General features: G+C 59.9%; 13 protein-coding genes and 2 tRNA genes. 3 read left to right on the plus strand and 12 right to left on the minus strand.

Annotation, left to right across the window (positions count from 1 at the left end; all coding sequences use genetic code 11):
• Positions 1-146: 146 nt before the first annotated feature.
• From L6R21_19170 to L6R21_19180, 3 genes are all read left to right on the plus strand, one after another.
• Positions 147-219 (plus strand) — tRNA-Asn (locus tag L6R21_19170).
• Between the two features lie 302 nt (positions 220-521).
• Positions 522-1,562 (plus strand): serine protease, encoded by a 1,041-nt coding sequence (locus L6R21_19175; GenBank protein MCK6561323.1) that lies wholly within the window; start codon positions 522-524, stop codon positions 1,560-1,562.
• Between the two features lie 73 nt (positions 1,563-1,635).
• Entirely contained in the window at positions 1,636-2,691 is a 1,056-nt protein-coding gene (locus tag L6R21_19180; protein MCK6561324.1) for a hypothetical protein, read from the plus strand.
• A 215-nt stretch (positions 2,692-2,906) separates the two neighbouring features.
• Here L6R21_19180 and L6R21_19185 read toward each other — a convergent pair.
• The 12 genes from L6R21_19185 to L6R21_19240 form a co-directional block, all read right to left on the minus strand.
• A tRNA-Leu gene (locus L6R21_19185) sits at positions 2,907-2,993 on the minus strand.
• A gap of 41 nt (positions 2,994-3,034) precedes the next feature.
• On the minus strand, positions 3,035-3,415 hold the full coding sequence (secG, locus tag L6R21_19190) for a preprotein translocase subunit SecG (GenBank protein MCK6561325.1): 381 nt from the start codon (positions 3,413-3,415) through the stop codon (positions 3,035-3,037).
• 24 nt (positions 3,416-3,439) lie between these two features.
• The gene (gene tpiA / locus L6R21_19195; protein MCK6561326.1) at positions 3,440-4,216 is read right to left on the minus strand and encodes a triose-phosphate isomerase; all 777 of its coding nucleotides are present in this window, start codon (positions 4,214-4,216) and stop codon (positions 3,440-3,442) included.
• A gap of 9 nt (positions 4,217-4,225) precedes the next feature.
• A complete protein-coding gene (gene gap, locus L6R21_19200) occupies positions 4,226-5,236 on the minus strand; it encodes a type I glyceraldehyde-3-phosphate dehydrogenase (GenBank protein ID MCK6561327.1) in 1,011 nt (336 codons plus the stop codon).
• A gap of 42 nt (positions 5,237-5,278) precedes the next feature.
• The gene (locus tag L6R21_19205) at positions 5,279-6,313 is read right to left on the minus strand and encodes an ATP-dependent 6-phosphofructokinase (protein MCK6561328.1); all 1,035 of its coding nucleotides are present in this window, start codon (positions 6,311-6,313) and stop codon (positions 5,279-5,281) included.
• Positions 6,314-6,473: 160 nt separating this feature from the next.
• Positions 6,474-8,261 (minus strand): aspartate--tRNA ligase, encoded by a 1,788-nt coding sequence (aspS, locus tag L6R21_19210; GenBank protein ID MCK6561329.1) that lies wholly within the window; start codon positions 8,259-8,261, stop codon positions 6,474-6,476.
• 185 nt (positions 8,262-8,446) lie between these two features.
• On the minus strand, positions 8,447-9,598 hold the full coding sequence (locus tag L6R21_19215) for a TonB family protein (protein ID MCK6561330.1): 1,152 nt from the start codon (positions 9,596-9,598) through the stop codon (positions 8,447-8,449).
• A gap of 93 nt (positions 9,599-9,691) precedes the next feature.
• Positions 9,692-10,201 carry a biopolymer transporter ExbD gene (locus L6R21_19220; GenBank protein ID MCK6561331.1) on the minus strand — a complete coding sequence of 170 codons (510 nt, stop codon included), beginning with the start codon at positions 10,199-10,201 and terminating at the stop codon, positions 9,692-9,694.
• Positions 10,202-10,453: 252 nt separating this feature from the next.
• On the minus strand, positions 10,454-10,996 hold the full coding sequence (locus L6R21_19225; protein MCK6561332.1) for a biopolymer transporter ExbD: 543 nt from the start codon (positions 10,994-10,996) through the stop codon (positions 10,454-10,456).
• A gap of 3 nt (positions 10,997-10,999) precedes the next feature.
• Positions 11,000-11,650: a MotA/TolQ/ExbB proton channel family protein gene (locus L6R21_19230; GenBank protein MCK6561333.1), complete on the minus strand. Its 651-nt coding sequence runs from the start codon at positions 11,648-11,650 to the stop codon at positions 11,000-11,002.
• 94 nt (positions 11,651-11,744) lie between these two features.
• Positions 11,745-12,152 (minus strand): hypothetical protein, encoded by a 408-nt coding sequence (locus L6R21_19235; protein ID MCK6561334.1) that lies wholly within the window; start codon positions 12,150-12,152, stop codon positions 11,745-11,747.
• A gap of 13 nt (positions 12,153-12,165) precedes the next feature.
• Entirely contained in the window at positions 12,166-16,812 is a 4,647-nt protein-coding gene (locus L6R21_19240) for a tetratricopeptide repeat protein (protein MCK6561335.1), read from the minus strand.
• Between the last annotated feature and the right edge of the window lie 27 nt (positions 16,813-16,839).

Genomic DNA, 16,839 nt, shown 5'->3' on the forward strand with positions numbered 1-16,839 from the left:
TGGGTAACACATATTATGAGGCAACGACGCCATTTCAAAAAAACCTTCGGTAACAATATTTATGAGCCAATGCGCCGTTGCGTCGGGAGCCGCGAGGGTATTGACTTTTGAGGAAAAGTTGCTATATTGGGCTTCGTTTCAAGTGATCCCGAGTAGCTCAACCGGCAGAGCGGGTGGCTGTTAACCACTAGGTTGTAGGTTCGAGTCCTACCTCGGGAGCGAAAAAAATCCCAGAGTCTTCTGGGATTTTTTGTTTTGGGCCAATTTCGAGCCGGAGAGATTGGCTGGCAACTCGAAGAGACTGCAACGGCCCGAGCAAAGGTGCCAATCCGGCTGTTCGGGCCACCGTTTTCTGCTTCCGTGCGGAGATGGTCTGCGCCCGCCGCGAAAATCGGGCTGCGCCGCCTGCCGGCAAGTTTCAGATTGACATTTCTGCGGCATTTCAACATATTTCGGCCGGCTGTTCGGTTTCGACTTCATGGCCGGTAACGAATCTCATGATGAAGTGCCACGGCAAATTTATGAAACTCTTCCGGCACGCCGGGCGCGTGCTTGGGTTGATCCTGCTCTCGATTGCCCTGTGCCGTTGCGGCTCCGGGGCCAGCTCCCGCACCCTGCAGCCTGACCAGACGCTCAGCTCACGCGAGGTGCAAAAATCCCTTACCGCTGTCGTCGCTTCGATCGTGGGCGTGGGCGCGATTTTCAACTACCGGGTGGAAACCTACAACCATGAAATCCCGCAGGGCAAATTCCAGCCGGATTCCACCAGCCCCACCGGTTATCAACTGCAAGCCGGCAACTCCGTTTCCCGCAGCGAGCAGACCGAACGCGTGAACGGCGCGGGCCTGGTGCTGCATCGCGACACCAACCACACGGTGATTCTCACCTGCGCGCATGTGGTCGTGCATGGCGATACCATCAGGACCTACTATCGCGACAGCTTTGGCCGGCGCACTGACATTCTGCATTCGCGCGCGGTCTTGCGCCGGCAGGAATTCTACGTGCTCAACCAGAGCAACCATCTCATCAGCGCAGAACTCATTACCGCCGACGAACGTGCCGATTTGGCGCTGCTGCGCGTCTCCTCCAACTTCGTCGTGGGCTTTCCCTTCCCCTTCGAAGTCGCGTATGAGGAACCGCTGGTCTGGGGCGATTACTGCTATCTTTTCGGCTATCCGAAGGAGACCAAGCAACTGACCAGCGGCTTGGTGAGCATGCTGCCGCATGAGGGCTTTTTCATGATCGATGCGGTGGCGCGTTCGGGGTTTTCCGGCGGGCCGGTTTTTGTCGTGCGGCCCCCGCGCGGGTTGCAGCTTACCGGCGTCATCCGCGGCGTATCCTCGGAGAAACTGTACTACGTCGCGCCGCCGGAAAACGCGCTGGTGGGAGAGGCGCTCACGCCCGAAGAACTGCAGCAGCTCAGCGCCCAGGAAATCAACCTGATCAACTACGGCGCCGCGTATGCCGTCGGGCCGCAGCTCATCGGCAGGTTTCTCAAGGCGGCGGTGCCGGCGCTCGAACGCGCGGGCATTCAACTGGCCGACAAATATCTTCCGCGCTGAACACCGGCGTACTGCCGCCGGCCGGAACCATTGTCTTTTACTTCGTGCAACCAACTCTCAGGAAGGAAAACACATGCAACGACGCATTGTCTGGAGTTTCATGCTGCTGTGGGCAACTGCGCAATGGGCGGGCGCCCAGGAAAAGGTCGTGATCGTGCCCAAGCGGGTGGAGAGCGCGCCGCGTGCCGTCAATGACAGCACCGACCTCTTTGCCAAGTCCTATCGCTTCTTCATTGAAGGCGAAACCGATATGGCGGTGGACTCGCTGCGCAAACTCATCGATCAAAGCGGCCTCAAACTCAATCCCGACGCCTACTACATCGTGGTCGCCAATTTCACCGACCGCGTTTCCCCGATCGGCCTGCTGCACGGCAACTCCAGCTTTCTCGACACCCGGCTTTATGGCCTGAAAAGCGACAGCCTGTACTATCTCTTCATCTCGCGCACGGAAAACGCGCCGTCCTTCGTCTCGGTGATGTTGAAAACGAAAAAGACGCCGTTTGAAGCCAATTTGCCGGCGTTCCTGCAACTCATCGGCTTCGGCTTGCCAGGCGCGCTCGACCAGCCGGAGCAGAAAACCACCTGGCTGGATTTGCGCCGCTTCGAAGTCCCGGAAAAATTCCAGAAGGTTTCGGACATTTCCGTGATCGTGAAGAAATCGCTGGAGGAGGACCGCTACCTGGCGGCGGCAGTGTTCGATAATACGCCACTGGAACGCTGGAGCTACGGCATTGCCACCGCCATTACGACGCTTAATGACGTCACGCTCGAAATCGGCGAGGACGGCACGATTGTGGTCCGTCCCAAACCCACCGGTGATTTGGCGGCTTTCGGCGTGGTCAACTTTCATTTCAAACCGGTGGATACCAAGGCGCCGACGCTGGCCAGTTCGGTGCACCTGCTGGGTGGCTTGCGATTGGCTACGCACATCGAGCCGCTGCTGGGTTTGGGCATCGGCCTGCCGATCGCCGCGTTTGAGCTGCACGTATTCGCGGGCGGCAGCCTGGCATTTCAAAACGAACTAAAGGCCGGCTTTCAGATTGGGCAGCGCGTCTTGAACGAGCAGGATCCCTTCAAGCTCAAACTGAAGGCCTACCCGCGCTTTGGGTTGGAACTGAAGTTTCCTTAGCGGCCGTGCGCGGAAGTGGATGGCACGACCAGAAGCCCTGCCTGGTGCAGGGCTTTTTGTTTTGGCTGATTGAGGCCGGCTGAAGCGAAGTAAGGGGCGGTGAGCGATCGCCAGAGATTTCAGCATCAAACAAAAAAGGCCAGCATTGACCGTCTCGTCAATTTGGCCTTTTTTGTTTTGCGTCCACACTTTGCATCCAAAGCGGGAAGCAGGGTTGGTGCGGAAGGGGGGACTCGAACCCCCACGGGCGAAGCCCACTACCCCCTCAAGATAGCGTGTCTACCAGGTTTCACCACTTCCGCAAGTGAAATCCCCCGGCTTGAACACTCTCAAAACAACGTTCTTACTGTTGCTGCGGCGAGGCCGGTTGCTGCTGCGCCGGTGCCGGCACGGTCTGCGTGCCGGGCACGACCGGCGCGCCGATATCAGCCGGCGAAGGCGTGCGCGTTTGGCGCTCCTGGCGTTCCTGGCCCACCAGACTGCTTGACGGTGTCGAGCTTGATTTCATCAAGCCCAAGATCAGCGCCAGGATCATGAAGCTGGCGGCCAGAATCGCAGTCAGCTTGCTCAGAAACGTGGCAGCGCCGCGGGTTCCGAAAACTGTGCCCATGGTGCTGCCGCCGAAAGATCCGGCCAAACCGCCGCCTTTGCTCGCCTGCATCAGAATGACAGCCGTTTGCAGCAGGGCGACCAGAAGAAAGATGGTGATCAGAAATCCGTACATGAAAAAAATCCCAGATGGTTCACGTCATGATAGATTTTCCGCGGCCTTGATGATGGCCGCGAAACCTTCCGCTTCCAAACTCGCGCCACCCACGAGTGCGCCGTCGATATCCGGCTGCTGCATCAACTCTGCGGCATTGGCGGGTTTCACGCTGCCGCCATACTGAATCCGGCAGGCCGCGGCGGTGGCGCCGTCATACAAAGCCCCGAGCAGACTGCGAATGAACGCATGCACTTCCTGCGCCTGCTCGGGCGTGGCATTCACGCCCGTGCCGATCGCCCACACCGGTTCGTAAGCAATGGTGACCGGCGCAAGCTCGTTGGCCGTGAGGCCTTGCAAGGCGCCCCGCACCTGCGTTTCGACCACGCGCTGCGTGTCGCCGGCCTGGCGTTGGGCGAGCGTCTCGCCGAGGCAGACAATCGGCCGCAGCCCGCCGGCCAGCGCCCGCTTGAGCCGGCGATTGACGGTTTCATCCGTTTCGCCGAAATACTGGCGCCGCTCGGAATGGCCGATGAGAACATATTCACAACCGGCGCTCTGCAACATCGCTCCGGCGATTTCGCCGGTGAAGGCGCCCTTTTCCTCCCAGTGCAGATTCTGTCCGCCCAACTTGATCGCCGAGCCTTTGAGCAGTTCTGCCGCCAAGCCCAGGTGGGTGAAAGGCGGAAAAACCGCCATGTCAACTTTCGTGATGTTCACGACTTTGACTTTGAGCGCCTTGATCAAGGCGGCGCCTTCGGTCAAGGTCGTGAACATTTTCCAATTGCCGGCCACGAACGGGCGGCGCGTACGACTTGCCATTGGTTCCTCTTAGAGCGAACGTGCCATGAGGTGAATCAAGTCGATGACGCGGCACGAAAAGCCCCATTCATTGTCGTACCAGGAAAAGATTTTCACGGTCTTGCCGTCGTTATTCACGAAGGTCGACAGCAAATCGACGATGGAGGAATTGGGATTCATGCGAAAATCGATCGACACCAACGGTTCGGTGGTGTAGCCCAGGATGCCCTTCAACTTGCCGTCCGCCGCTTCCTTCAACGCTTGATTGACTTCCTCGACCGAGGTGGCTTTCTCGACTTCGAAGGTGACGTCGACCAGCGAAACGTTGGGCGTGGGCACGCGCACGGCGATGCCGTCCATCTTGCCCTTGAGCTCGGGGATCACTTCCGCCACGGCTTTGGCGGCGCCGGTGGTGGTCGGGATCATCGACAAGCCGGCGGCACGGGCGCGGCGCAGATCCTTGTGCGGCAGATCAAGAATCTTCTGATCGTTGGTGTAAGCGTGAATCGTGGTCATCAAACCACTCTTGATGCCGAATTTTTCCAAAATGACTTTGGCGACCGGCGTCAGGCAGTTGGTGGTGCACGAAGCATTGGAGACCACGTGATGCTTGGCGGGATCGTAAGAGCTGTCGTTCACGCCGATCACCACGGACAGGTCGTGGCCCTTGGCGGGCGCGGTGATGATGACTTTCTTGGCGCCGCCGGAGTTGATGTGCTTGACCGCTGCGTCCTTGTTGGTGAAGAGTCCGGTCGATTCCACCACGATGTCCACGCCGAGATCGCGCCACTTGAGATTCGCCGGATCCTTCTCCGCGAAAACCTTGAGCGGCTTGCCATTCACCAGAATGTTGTTGTCTTTCGCGGTGACTTCGGCCTCGAGGTTGCCGAGAATGGAATCATACTTCAGCAAATGCGCCAGGGTTTTGGCATCGGTAATGTCATTGACCGCGACGAATTCGATGTCTTTGTCCTGCATCGCGGCACGATAGATATTGCGCCCGATTCTGCCGAATCCATTAATGCCGACCTTTACTGCCATACACTCCTCCACGCGCTAACGTTCACTGCAACCATGTTGAGCTTATCCAAAGAAAACTTTGGCAATTTCGAGAATCTCGGGGTCGATCGTTTTGGGCTGTTTGAGCGCCACGACCATCGGCACTTCGACGATTTCGGTGCCGCGCAGCGCCGGCATGTAGCCGAATTTGCCCTGATGAACCATGTCCGCGGCCCGCACGCCGAAGCGGGTGGCCAGCAGACGGTCGTAGGAGGTCGGCGAGCCGCCGCGTTGCAACGGGCCCAGCACGGTCACCCGCACTTCCGTTTGTACCAGCAACTGCTCGAGTTGGCGGCCGACATAGTCGCCGATGCCGCCGTACACCGGATGATCAAACTCATCCACCGGACGGGGCAGGCTGGCATCGCGGTCAGCTTCGCGCGGCCGCGCGCCTTCCGCCACCACGATGATGCTGAAGTTCCGTCCGCGGCGCTTGCGCGCTTCGATGGCCTTCGCAACTTCGGCCACGGAAAACGGCTGTTCCGGTACCAAAATATAATCGGCGCCGCCGGCAATGCCCGCCGCTGCGGCAATGGCGCCGGAAAAACGGCCCAGCACTTCCAACACCATCACGCGGTGATGCGCCTCGGCGGTGCTGTGCAGCCGGTCAATCGCCTCGGTGGCCACGCCCACCGCCGTATCGAATCCGAAGGAGACGTCGGTGCCCGCCACATCATTGTCAATGGTTTTCGGAATGCCCACCACCTTCAGGCTCCGATCCGCCAGCTTGTGCGCCACTCCCATGGTGTCTTCCCCGCCGATGACCACCAGCGCATCGATCTCGTAGCCCTGTGTATTCTCCAGAATCTTCGCGACGCTGGCTTCGCTCTTGAAGGGGTTGACCAGCGAGGTGCCGAGAATCGTTCCGCCCTTGGGCAGGATGCCGGACACCGAATACAGGCTGAGCGGTTCGATATCTGCATCGATCAAACCCTCCCAGCCGTTGCGAACGCCCAGCACTTGGTCGTCGTAGGCGGTAATCGCGCGCCGGGTAACGGCGCGTATGCACGCATTCAAACCCGGACAATCACTGCCGCCTGTTAATACCCCGACTCTCATGCTGCACAGTCCTCCATAACGATTAAATTCCCAAGCGATTCACCAATCCTTGATGAGATTCGACTTGGGAAAGATGAAGTCTCGATCATTGCGGTGAAGCTGCAACCAAATTCAAAAACGACCGGCAAAGATAGCAAAAATCGCCTGGATTGTCAAGCTTTTATCCCGCCGCAATCAGCTTAATTCCCAGCTCTTGCAACTGCTTCGGCGAAACCGGCGAAGGTGAGCCGTCCATCAACGATACCGCCGAGTTGGTTTTGGGAAAGGCAATGACGTCGCGAATCGACTTGCGGCCGGCCAGCAGCATGACCAGGCGGTCGAACCCGAAAGCAATGCCGCCGTGCGGCGGCGCGCCGTATTCGAACGCCTCCAGGAGAAAGCCGAATTTCTGCTCGGCCTCCTCCTCGCCGATATTGAGCAGCCGGAACATCTTCTGCTGAATGTCACGGCGGTGAATTCGAATGCTGCCGCCCGCGATTTCGGTACCGTTGAGCACGAGATCGTAGGCCTTTGCCCGTACCTCGCCGGGCGCAGTGTCCATCAAGGCCAGGTCCTCATCCAGCGGCGAAGTGAACGGATGATGGCATGCCACCCAGCGGCCGTCTGCGTGATCGAACTCCAGCAGGGGGAACTCGACCACCCACAGAAGATCGAGCCTATCCTTGGGAATCAAGTTTTCCGCTTGCGCAAGTTTCAGTCGCAGTGCACCCAGCACTTCCCGGGCCTTTTCCTGCTTGTCGGCCACGAACAACAACAAATCCTCCACGCCGGCGCCAAAGCGCTGGTTCACGCGATTCACGATTGCCGCAGGAAAGAACTTGGCCGCGGCGCCTTGCCAGCCCTCGCTGCTGTTCTTGATTGCCACCAAGCCCTGCGCGCCCATCTGGGTCACGAGCTGGGTAAGCTCGTCGATCTGTTTGCGGGAGTATTTCGCGCCGCCGGGCAGGCAGATTCCCTGCACGCTCTTGCCGCTTGTGGCCGCCTCGACAAAAATGCGAAAACCGCAGTCCGGCGCCAGGTCCGTGATATCGCGCAGTTCCATGCCGAAGCGGGTGTCGGGCCGGTCGCTGCCGAAACGCGCCATGGCCTCGGCATACGTCATGCGCGGCAGCGGCAGCGTGAGTTGCTGGCCGAGCGTCGCCTGCACCATCTCCGCGACCAGGCCTTCCATCAGGCCAAGCACGTCATTGTGATCGACGAACGACATTTCCACGTCGATCTGGGTGAATTCCGGCTGGCGGTCGGCGCGCAGGTCCTCGTCGCGGAAGCAGCGCACGATTTGAAAATAACGATCCAGACCGGAGACCATCAGGATTTGCTTGTAGGTCTGCGGGCTTTGCGGCAGCGCATAGAAGCTGCCGTGGTAGAGCCGGCTGGGCACCAGATAGTCGCGCGCCCCCTCGGGCGTGCTTTTCATCAACATGGGCGTTTCGATTTCCAGGAAACTGTGGCGGTCAAAATACCGCCGCACAAGCTGGGCAAGCTGATGCCGGATGATGAGATTGCGCTGCATTTCGGGGCGGCGCAAATCGAGATAGCGGTATTTCAAGCGCAAATCCTCAGCCGCCTCGGTGCGATCATCAATCGCAAACGGCGGCGTTTTGGCGGGATTGAGAATCTTCAACTCCTGCGCCCGCACTTCGATTTCCCCGGTGGCGAGATTGGGATTGGACATGCCCGCCGGCCGGTGCGCAACCGTGCCGCGCACCGCAATGACGAATTCGCTGCGCAGCCCCTGCGCCAGCGCGTGCACCTGCGGGTTATCGGGCGCAAAAATGACCTGGGTCTTGCCGTAACGGTCGCGCAAATCGATGAAGAGCACGCCGCCGTGATCACGCCAACTATCGACCCAACCCGTCAGAGTCACTGCCGTGCCCTGATGTTCCGGACGCAGCGCACCGCAGGTGTGCGAGCGTTTCCACGCGCCGGCCGTGCCGGCGCCGGTCATGATCCCAGCCGAGGCTGCTTGCGGCGCAACGATTTTGGTTTCCAACGATGTCCTCCGTGAAAGTTTCGGTATTCGCGAGCCGGAATATAGCAAAATTTGACAAAATAAAAAACCGCTCGTCCAACGACCCGACGCGGTCATCGCTGGAACAAGCGGTTGGAAATAAAATTCGCGAAGTGTGAAAATCAGTAGCCGAAGGTGTACACCTGGCGCACGGTGGTATTGCCCTTCTTGGGATCGATGGCGCCGAAATCATCCCAGCGCCGGATGCGGCTGAGAATGCATTCCTCCACGTCGGGATTGTTGACCGTCTTGGAGACGATGGTCGCGCTTTCCACCGTACCCTGCGGCGTGATCACGAAGCGCACGACGATTTTGCCCTTCAAGTTCGGGTCACGCTTGATCGCGCGCTGATAGCAATACTCGATGGCCGGGCTGTGCGTGGCAACCACCGCCTGAATGGCGTCGGCATCACGGCCCGAGCCGCCGGTTTGTCCCTCTTCCGCTTCGATCAGCGGCTTCTCGCTGCTGATGACCAGCTCGCCCGACCGGCTCACGCCTTTGGCCTTGCCTTCGCCCAAGCCGCCAACCAGGGCATCGATGTTGCCGGTGCCGGTGTCACGGCCGCCGCGAACGCGGCCTTTGCCGGGGCCGCCGGAACCCACGCCCGTACCTTCAGCGCCTGCACCGCCCTCGGCTTCCGCCCCGCTGCCGGCGCGCTTGATGCCGGTCACACCCGCCAGCGCTTCGTCAAGATTGGCGTTGGCATCGTGGCCGCCCAGAATGTCCGCGGCCGATTCCCCGGTTGCCAATCCGCTGCTGCTCGTCAACAAACCGAGCAAACCCTGGTTGCCCACTTGCTGGCTAATGGCCGCGCGCGAGCGCCGGCCGCCCGCGACCGGGCCGCTGGTACCGGCAATTTCGCCGCCGCCACCGGCTTCACCCGTGGGACTGCCGCCGGGGCTGCCGCGCGAGCCGCGCCGGGAAGCCGTGGTACCCACGGCGCCGGTAGCCGCGGTCGTGCTGGCTTCCGACTCCTCTTCCGGCGCCGCGATTGGCTCAGATTCCTGCGGCGTTTCGACGAACTTCGTCTCCTTGGCGGCCTTGTCGAGCACCAGCCGCGCAAACTGCTCCTGCACCCGGGTCACGTCGTGGCTCGGCGGGTTGTTGATGAGATAGGTAATGAGGAGGAAATGGACAAGCAGGGAACCGATCAGCGTCATGGTGAAACGGCGATCGAACGACTGCCACCAGTGAAACTCGAATTCCTTGGGGAAAGCAAGGCGAGCGTCCGCTGTGCGGTCGAGTGAAAGACTGCTCCTGCTCTGCGCCGGCATAGGATCCCTGGAGGTTGTTGAACTCATCTGACTGAAAGAATTGATTCATCGTCCGCGCGGCACGGCCAGCCGCAAGGCGGCAATACCGGAGACTTATTCACCCTCACGGTAAACGACCAGCCGCATGTTGGGGTAATCGGAAACGCCGCACGTGCGCATCACCTTCACCAACTCGGCATACGGCAGTTCCTTGTCGCCCTGGATCATGACTTTGCCGGAGAACTTGACGCCGTAATCGACTTCCATTTTCTTGGCCTGCGAGCTGTAATAGCGCAGCCGTTCCTGCAGCGGTTTGATAATGCCGTTTTCGACTACAGCCGGATTGTTGGACATGACGTCGTCCATGGTGGCGACTTTTTCGTGGTTCACCAGAATGATCTGCTTGGACACGATCAAATCCAAGCCGACTTGCGCCGGCTCCTCGATCCGGGAGTTCGGCAGCTTCAAAAACTCCGAAGGTGAAATGAGCTGGCCTTCGGTCGAGAAGGTCTTGAGCAGGAACACGAGAATGATGGTGAACATGTCCATCATCGACGTGAGGTTGAGTTTCACGTCGACGGGCTTCGTGTCATGCTTCTTGATGCGGGAGGGTATGAAAGCCATAAACCATTCTGCTCAAATTGTGGATGCGTCCGCCGGCGGGCTTCCGCCGGCTGATCAAATGAATCTTGACGGTCAAAATCGGAAACTGCACTCTGTTCGGCCACGGCTTGGCCAAGGCTCCACGGTGCTCAAACCGCGGCCACGTCGCGGTTGAACCTGACCGCTCTCGAATGTCAAAACTCATCTGGCGGCGTGAGCGCACGGCGGGCCGGCAGCCATCGTGCCGGCGGCGAAACCGGCCAGGCCCGGGCCTCAGATGATGCCGGCGCTCAGCGATACTTGCGGAAACAGCAGCACCGGCGTGCCGTCGATCCGAATCGACCGGGCGGCGTCCATGGTGCTGACCAGAACTTGATAGCGGATCTTGTTCTCCGCCTGAATCACGATGGATTCGGCGTCGGAAAACCCGTTGCCGGCCTTTTGCTTGATCTCGTAGAGCTTCTGCGACAACGCATCGAAGTTGTACTCGCCGTTGCCGCCGACCGGAATCGTCGGGCCGGTTGCGGTCGAGCCGGTGAGCACGGCTGCAGCGCTGGAGATGTAGAATCCTTGATCGGTAATCGACACCGTGAGATCGAGATTGCGTTGGGTTTCCTTGGGCGCGTTGCTGCTGCCCAGCGTGCCGGCGGCGCCTGCCGCGGGCGGCAGATTCAGCTCGATGATGCCGATCTTGATGAATTGCGCGGAAGACAGCAGCAGCGGAATCATCACCACCATCAGGTTCATGATGGGAGTGAGGTTCAGGTCGGTGCTCTCCTGGCGAATATGCCGGCGCTTCGAGGGTTGAAAAGCCATGGCTCACTTGTTCCCGGTCAGAAGGTTGATCAGCTTCACCGTGTGCTCATCGATTTCGTCGATGATCTTGGCGGTTTTGTTGAACAGGAAAGTGTAGATCAGAATCGAGGGGATGGCGACGGCCAGCCCCATGAGCGTGGTGTTCATCGCGGCGCTGATGCCGGCGGCCAGCATGCGGGCTTTCTCGGCGGCGTCGATGCCGGCGGAGGAAACCGCCTTGAAGGCCAAGATCAAGCCCCAGATCGTGCCCATCAGGCCGAGCAGGGTCGCAACGTTCGCGAGCATGGCGAGAAAACCGGTGCGCTGGTTCAGGCGCGGAATCACTTCCAGCGTGCTTTCATCCACGCTGTTTTGGATGGAACGGAAATCCGTCACTTCCTGCTCCGCCACGCGGCGCAGGCTGGCGCCGACCACTTGCGCCAGGGCCTTCTCGGGCGCGGCATCGCACAGCGCCAGCGCCTTTTTGTATTCACCGGCGCGCACGAGCTTGCGAATCTCCGACATGAACTTGCTGGCATTGATGTTGGCTTTCACCATCAAAAAATAGGCGCGTTCAATTGCGATCGCGATCACAAAGGCGCCGACCACGAGAATGGCATACATATAAAGTGCGCCATCGGCCTCCCAGCGGAACGACTCGATGAAACTATCCATGAACAAAACCTCCTGATAGGTTATCCGTGTTGGGTGAAAAACTCCGTTCTAGGCAAGCAGCGGTTTCCCTTGTGCGCCAAACTGCACAATACCGTCAATCCTTTTTCTTTGCGGGAATCTTCTTGAGACCGTCGACCTTTTCGGGTTTTTCCACTTCGTCATCGGGCAACAACAGCTCCCGCGAAACGGCTCGCAACTCCCGCGCAAAGCTGCGGTCGGGAATCCGCATCTCTTCGAAATCCGGCTTGCTGCGCTTGGGAATGATGTCAACATTGGGCTTCTCGATGACTGCTTCGATCGCGATCGCCTCCAGCTCCAGCTCTTTGGGTCCGGCCTTGTCCTTGTCGGCAGTTGCCGGCCGGCGCAAACTGTCCGCCGCCACCGCCGGCTTGGGCGCGGCCAGCGTGCTGCGGCCGGAATCCGCCGCGGCGCTCTGCGACTGCTGGGCCATGGCCGGCGCGAGCAACGCGCAACAAGCAATGACCACGAAAGGTCGCTTCATCTTCACCTCCCGATCATCTCAAATTCGGCAGAAGACCGCGCTCGAAAATGAGCATTTCCTCATGCCGCTCTTTTTTCAATTGCACTTCGCTTTGATGTTTTTCCCAGCCCGGCAGGCTCTTCAGGAAAATCACCGCCTCCAGCGCACCGCCGGTGTTGTCGGTGTCGCGAATCTCGAAGGCCACCACGTTCACCCCGCCGCGCAAAAAGCTGGAGCAATCGTGAATGTGCGTTTTCCCGGCCTCGCCGGCGGAACTCATGACTTGCGCGAGATATTCCCCATTGACGAACACGTTGTAGGAATCGTCGGCGTGCACCTGAATCTGCCCGGATACCGGCAGCCCTTTGATGGCGAAACTCTTGCGAAAATACCCGATATTGGCGCCGCCGCGTGAACCGGGATTGGACACCAGCGTGGCGCGCGTCGCCGGCTCGCTGCCGGCGGAATCCGGGGCGCCGGCAGCCGGCGCGCTGCCCGGCAGCCACAGCCGCTGCGCGCCGTAGCCGGCAAACACCGTCGACGCGCCCTGCGTTTGCGCCGCGCTCCATGCGCTGGCAGCGAAATCCATGGCGGTCCAGCCGCGCGTGTATTGCGCCGAGGCCTGCCAGCTCGCATCGCTGTATACCGTGGTGTCGGCGATGGTGAGATTGAGCTCCTGCGCATACTTGACCGGATCGCTGCGCACCAACATCAGGGTGATCTTCTCGGACCAGAGATTCGCGATGGCGTGATCGCGCATGGCCAGGAAACCGGCTTCGAGAATCTTCTTCTTGCCCTCGGAGAGCGCAAAGAAGTTGTCTTCAAACGTGAGCACCGCGTCCTGCAAATCCCGCCGGGATTCGCGCCGCAACCGGTCTTCGAACGCCAGCCGCTCGCTGTTGGCGGCGCTGGCTAGGGAATCGCCTTGGCGTGCAAACGTGAAAACGAAACTCAGAAGCTGATCCTCGGTGTCTTCCAGGGCCCGGGCGCGGATTTTGGCCGCTCGCGCGTTGTTCAATGTCTCCAGATAGGCCTGCACGGCGGCCTCGGCAAAGGAACGGCCGAAATCGATCAGATTCGACATTTCCTCCTTCACGTCATCCGCCTGAAAGTCGGCCGCGTCGACCAGACGCTTGTAGCTGCCGATGTCCGCCGCATACTGCGACAACGCCCGCCGCGACAAACCGGCGTACTCACGCGCCAGCGCGTTGTTGGTCTCCACGATCTTGCGGCGCGAAAGATCGAGCCAGGCGCTTTCGATGGCGAGCGAATCACACTCGCGCAAATTGCGCTGGTGCGCCTGAATCGTCTGCCCCACCAGCGGCCTGACGAATTTGCCCAGCAATTGATTGCGGAATTCCAGGGCGGTGATCTTGTCCATGTTCTCGGGCGTGGGCGCGTCGAGCAGTTGCTTCATCGAGGCGCTGTTCAGCTCGGCAATGTCGTAGATCACCTCGGAGACTTTGTCCTTGCTGCGCTGCACCCAGCGGCGCGCCACCTGCATGGTGGTGTCTTCCAGCGCCAGCTTGGCATTGCGCACCGTGGTATCCGCCGGTGAGTTGTACTGGGCCGCCAGCCGCTCGAGCGCCACGGCGGCATGGCGATAGGATTGCAGCGCGCGCTCGTACAGTTCGGTGGAGGATTGGTTGATCTCCTTCTTCGCCACGATGCGACGGTTCTCATCGACCTCGGGGATTTCCTGATCCGCCCAGGTCTGGGCAAACTCCTCGTAGGCGGCGCCGATCTTGTGCGTGGCTTCATAAAGCCGCAAGGTGCCGAAGCTGGCCACGCGCGTATAGCCGTCGACGATGTCGATCAACGCATTCTTCTTGCGCTCTTTGGCGGCGTCCATCTGCACGCGCGGCAGCTTGAAGCGGACCTCGGCGAAGTCACGAAACTTGAGCTCGGTCAGCCGGAACAGGGCCTCGGCGGAGAAAAAGTCGTTGTGATCCATCTGGCGCTGGCGAAAGTTGTCGCTCTTGGCCATGGCTTTTTCGTACTCGGCGCGCGCCTGCGGCAGCAGGCCCTTCCATTCGAAGTATTCGCCGCGGCGATAAAAGGTCTCGACCACGCGCGGCGAATCCGGGAAGCGCTGGGCATACTCGCCGTACACGCCATTGGCCTCCTCCAGTTGATCGAGCTTGAGGTGGTAATTGGCGATGTCGTAGAACAAGTCGTCGGCATCTTTGGAGCCGGGATACTTGTCCACGAATTTGCGATTGACGCGGATGGCGCGCGGCCAGTCTTCCGCCCGCACGAAATAGACGCTGGCATTAAACAGGCTGGTCTCGGCCTTGCTGGAATCCGGCTCTTCATTGGCGAGGCGCTCGAAGGTGAGCGCGGCGTTGAGATAGTCATTAAGCTCGCCATAGTCATACGCCATGTTGTTCAAGCCGCTGAGATAGTGCGGCGATTTGGGGAAGTGATCCGCCAGCAGCGCATAGGTTTCCACCGCGCGGCGATACTCGCGCGCCTGATCGAATTCCAAACCGGCATTGTAGAGCGCAAGATCGGCAAACTCCGCATTCGGCACTTCCTCGTAAACGCGGCGGTATTCCTCGCCGGCGCGCACATGCTGCTCGATGTGCGCCAAATCCTCGGCTTGCAGAAAGATCGATTCCGCCAGGCGCTTCTCCGCTTTCACGGCGTATTCGCGATTGGGGGAATTCAGCTTGATGCGTTTCGCCACGACCTCACAACTCTGGTAATCGAGCTTGCCGAAATAGCTCTCCATCACCAGATACTCGGCATAGGGCGCGTCCGGGCTTTGCGGAAAGTGCTTGAGCAGCGTCTTGAAATACTTCAGCGCGCCGGCGAATTCATTCTTGTTGTAGAATAAAGCCCCGGCTTGGGCGAGGCGCTCGGCGGTTGCCGGCTCATGCGGAAACAGGCGGATGTAATTGTCCAACGCCTTGCCCAGGTTCTGCTCGCCGACGGACATGGCAATCGGCTCGAGTTTCAACGCCTGGCGCAAGCTGTCGTGATTCATCTCGACCGCCGCCTTCATCTCGCCGAGTTTCAACGGCAACACCTGGGGCCGGCGAATGGTGTCGGCGCTCGCCATCTCCTGCGCCAGCGCCACGCCGTTTTCCGCCGCCAGCTTTTGAAAGCGGCTGTTCCAGTAGCGATTGCTGATTTCGAGATATTCCGTAAGCGCTTCCGGCGCCTGCTTGAGCTTGGCATCCAAAGTCAGGGCCAAATTCCAGTGAATGAGCGCGGTCATGGTGTCTTTGGGAAAGGCCACCAGATACTTGCGGCTGTCGTTCACCGCCTGCGCGTAGAGATTGTTGTCGCTGAATTCATCGGCGCGCTTGAGCAGCAAATTGATGTTTTCGCGCAGGGCGCGCTCCGCCAGGGATTTGCCTTCTTTGCGAACTTCCTCGTTGGTGTTGTGCTGCCACCAGGCCGTGCCTTCACGATAATCCATGAACAGGCTGTCGCGCTGCAGATAGGCCATCTGCTCATCATCGAGCGCGCGATACGCTTCCGCGATTTTGGCGCGCACCAGCGGTGCCGGGGGCGCGTTGGGATACATGCGCAGCAGCAGGTGATAGGCGCGGATCGCATTCTCATGCTCTTCCTTCACGTTCAAGTAGATGTCGCCGATGCGCATCAGGATGTCCAGGCCGTACTCGCGGCCGCCCAGGTCGGCAAGATACTGCGCCGCCTTGTCCGCGCCCTCGTAATCAAGAAATGAAATGCCGAGGTATTCGATCGACTCTTCCAGCAAGCTGGGATTGGTAATCTGATTCTTGGGGTCGAGGCGCCGGGCGCGATGCAGATCGTCGGCCAGCAGCGTGAAGTAGGAAATCGCCTGCGGGTAATCGTTCCGTTTGTAATGCGCCCAGCCCAATCGGTACAGGGCCTCGTCGTATTTCGGGCTGTCGCCATAACGCAACACCTGCTGATAAATGGCGATGGCGCTGTCGAGATTGTTCTTGGGAGGATTGAAGTAGAATTCCGCCACGCGAAAAAGCGCATCGGGGATGTAACGGCTGTTTGAGTAGTTTTGAATGAAGTCTTGATACAGCACCACGGCTTCCTGCCGCTGCCCCAGATCTTCGGTCAGAAAGGCGATGTTGTATGCGGCATCATCCCGCAGCGGGCTGTCCGGATGTTCCGCGATGATGCGGCGATAGAGCGCGAGCGAAGCGGAATAGTCCTTCTTGGGCTCCACCGGCGCCACCGTCACCAAGCCGGAGTCGAGTTTGGCGAGCTGGCGGGAATAATTCTCCTGCGCCTGCGCGTAGGTTTCCAGGGCCTTCTCGTAGTGCAGCTCGGCGAGGCGCACGATCACCTTGTCCTGCACCTTGCTTTTGGGATGGCTGTTGAGAAAGATCTCCATATCGCGAATACCCTTTTCCCGCAGCCAGACGCGCTCGCGATCGGTGCGCAGACGCTGGCGCTCGTAGAAATCCTTGTACTCCAGCAGTTCATCGATGGAGTAAGAGCGGAGCGTGGAGTCGGGGTTCACGCGCGCGAGCATTGCCCCCTCCGCGGCGCCCGGGGAGGTGGTGCGGGTGGCATCGCGCGCGAGCTGGGCCGTGGCTTGCGGCGCCAGCAGCAGGGCACCGAGCAAGTGAGCAAGCGCGACCAGCTTGAGCGCCGGCCGGCCGGCACGGCGCTGCGAAAGCAGGCGGAGGTTGGGCGATATGTTCGGAGTTGAGTAGTTCGCGATCATGCTGAGTCAGACTCGGTTAAATGGCTT

This window comes from bacterium, assembly GCA_023150945.1.
Classification (GTDB): Bacteria; Zhuqueibacterota; Zhuqueibacteria; order Zhuqueibacterales; family Zhuqueibacteraceae; genus Coneutiohabitans.

Bases quoted from the DNA above. Each gene is read 5' to 3' on its own strand.
- L6R21_19215 (MCK6561330.1), bottom strand. From the start codon at position 9,598: ATGCCGGCGCAGAGCAGGAGCAGTCTTTCACTCGACCGCACAGCGGAC.
- secG (MCK6561325.1), bottom strand. From the start codon at position 3,415: ATGTACGGATTTCTGATCACCATCTTTCTTCTGGTCGCCCTGCTGCAA.
- L6R21_19205 (MCK6561328.1), bottom strand. From the start codon at position 6,313: ATGAGAGTCGGGGTATTAACAGGCGGCAGTGATTGTCCGGGTTTGAAT.
- L6R21_19175 (MCK6561323.1), top strand. From the start codon at position 522: ATGAAACTCTTCCGGCACGCCGGGCGCGTGCTTGGGTTGATCCTGCTC.
- L6R21_19230 (MCK6561333.1), bottom strand. From the start codon at position 11,650: ATGGATAGTTTCATCGAGTCGTTCCGCTGGGAGGCCGATGGCGCACTT.
- L6R21_19180 (MCK6561324.1), top strand. From the start codon at position 1,636: ATGCAACGACGCATTGTCTGGAGTTTCATGCTGCTGTGGGCAACTGCG.
- L6R21_19220 (MCK6561331.1), bottom strand. From the start codon at position 10,201: ATGGCTTTCATACCCTCCCGCATCAAGAAGCATGACACGAAGCCCGTC.
- aspS (MCK6561329.1), bottom strand. From the start codon at position 8,261: ATGACCGGCGCCGGCACGGCCGGCGCGTGGAAACGCTCGCACACCTGC.
- L6R21_19240 (MCK6561335.1), bottom strand. From the start codon at position 16,812: ATGATCGCGAACTACTCAACTCCGAACATATCGCCCAACCTCCGCCTG.
- L6R21_19225 (MCK6561332.1), bottom strand. From the start codon at position 10,996: ATGGCTTTTCAACCCTCGAAGCGCCGGCATATTCGCCAGGAGAGCACC.
- L6R21_19235 (MCK6561334.1), bottom strand. From the start codon at position 12,152: ATGAAGCGACCTTTCGTGGTCATTGCTTGTTGCGCGTTGCTCGCGCCG.
- gap (MCK6561327.1), bottom strand. From the start codon at position 5,236: ATGGCAGTAAAGGTCGGCATTAATGGATTCGGCAGAATCGGGCGCAAT.
- tpiA (MCK6561326.1), bottom strand. From the start codon at position 4,216: ATGGCAAGTCGTACGCGCCGCCCGTTCGTGGCCGGCAATTGGAAAATG.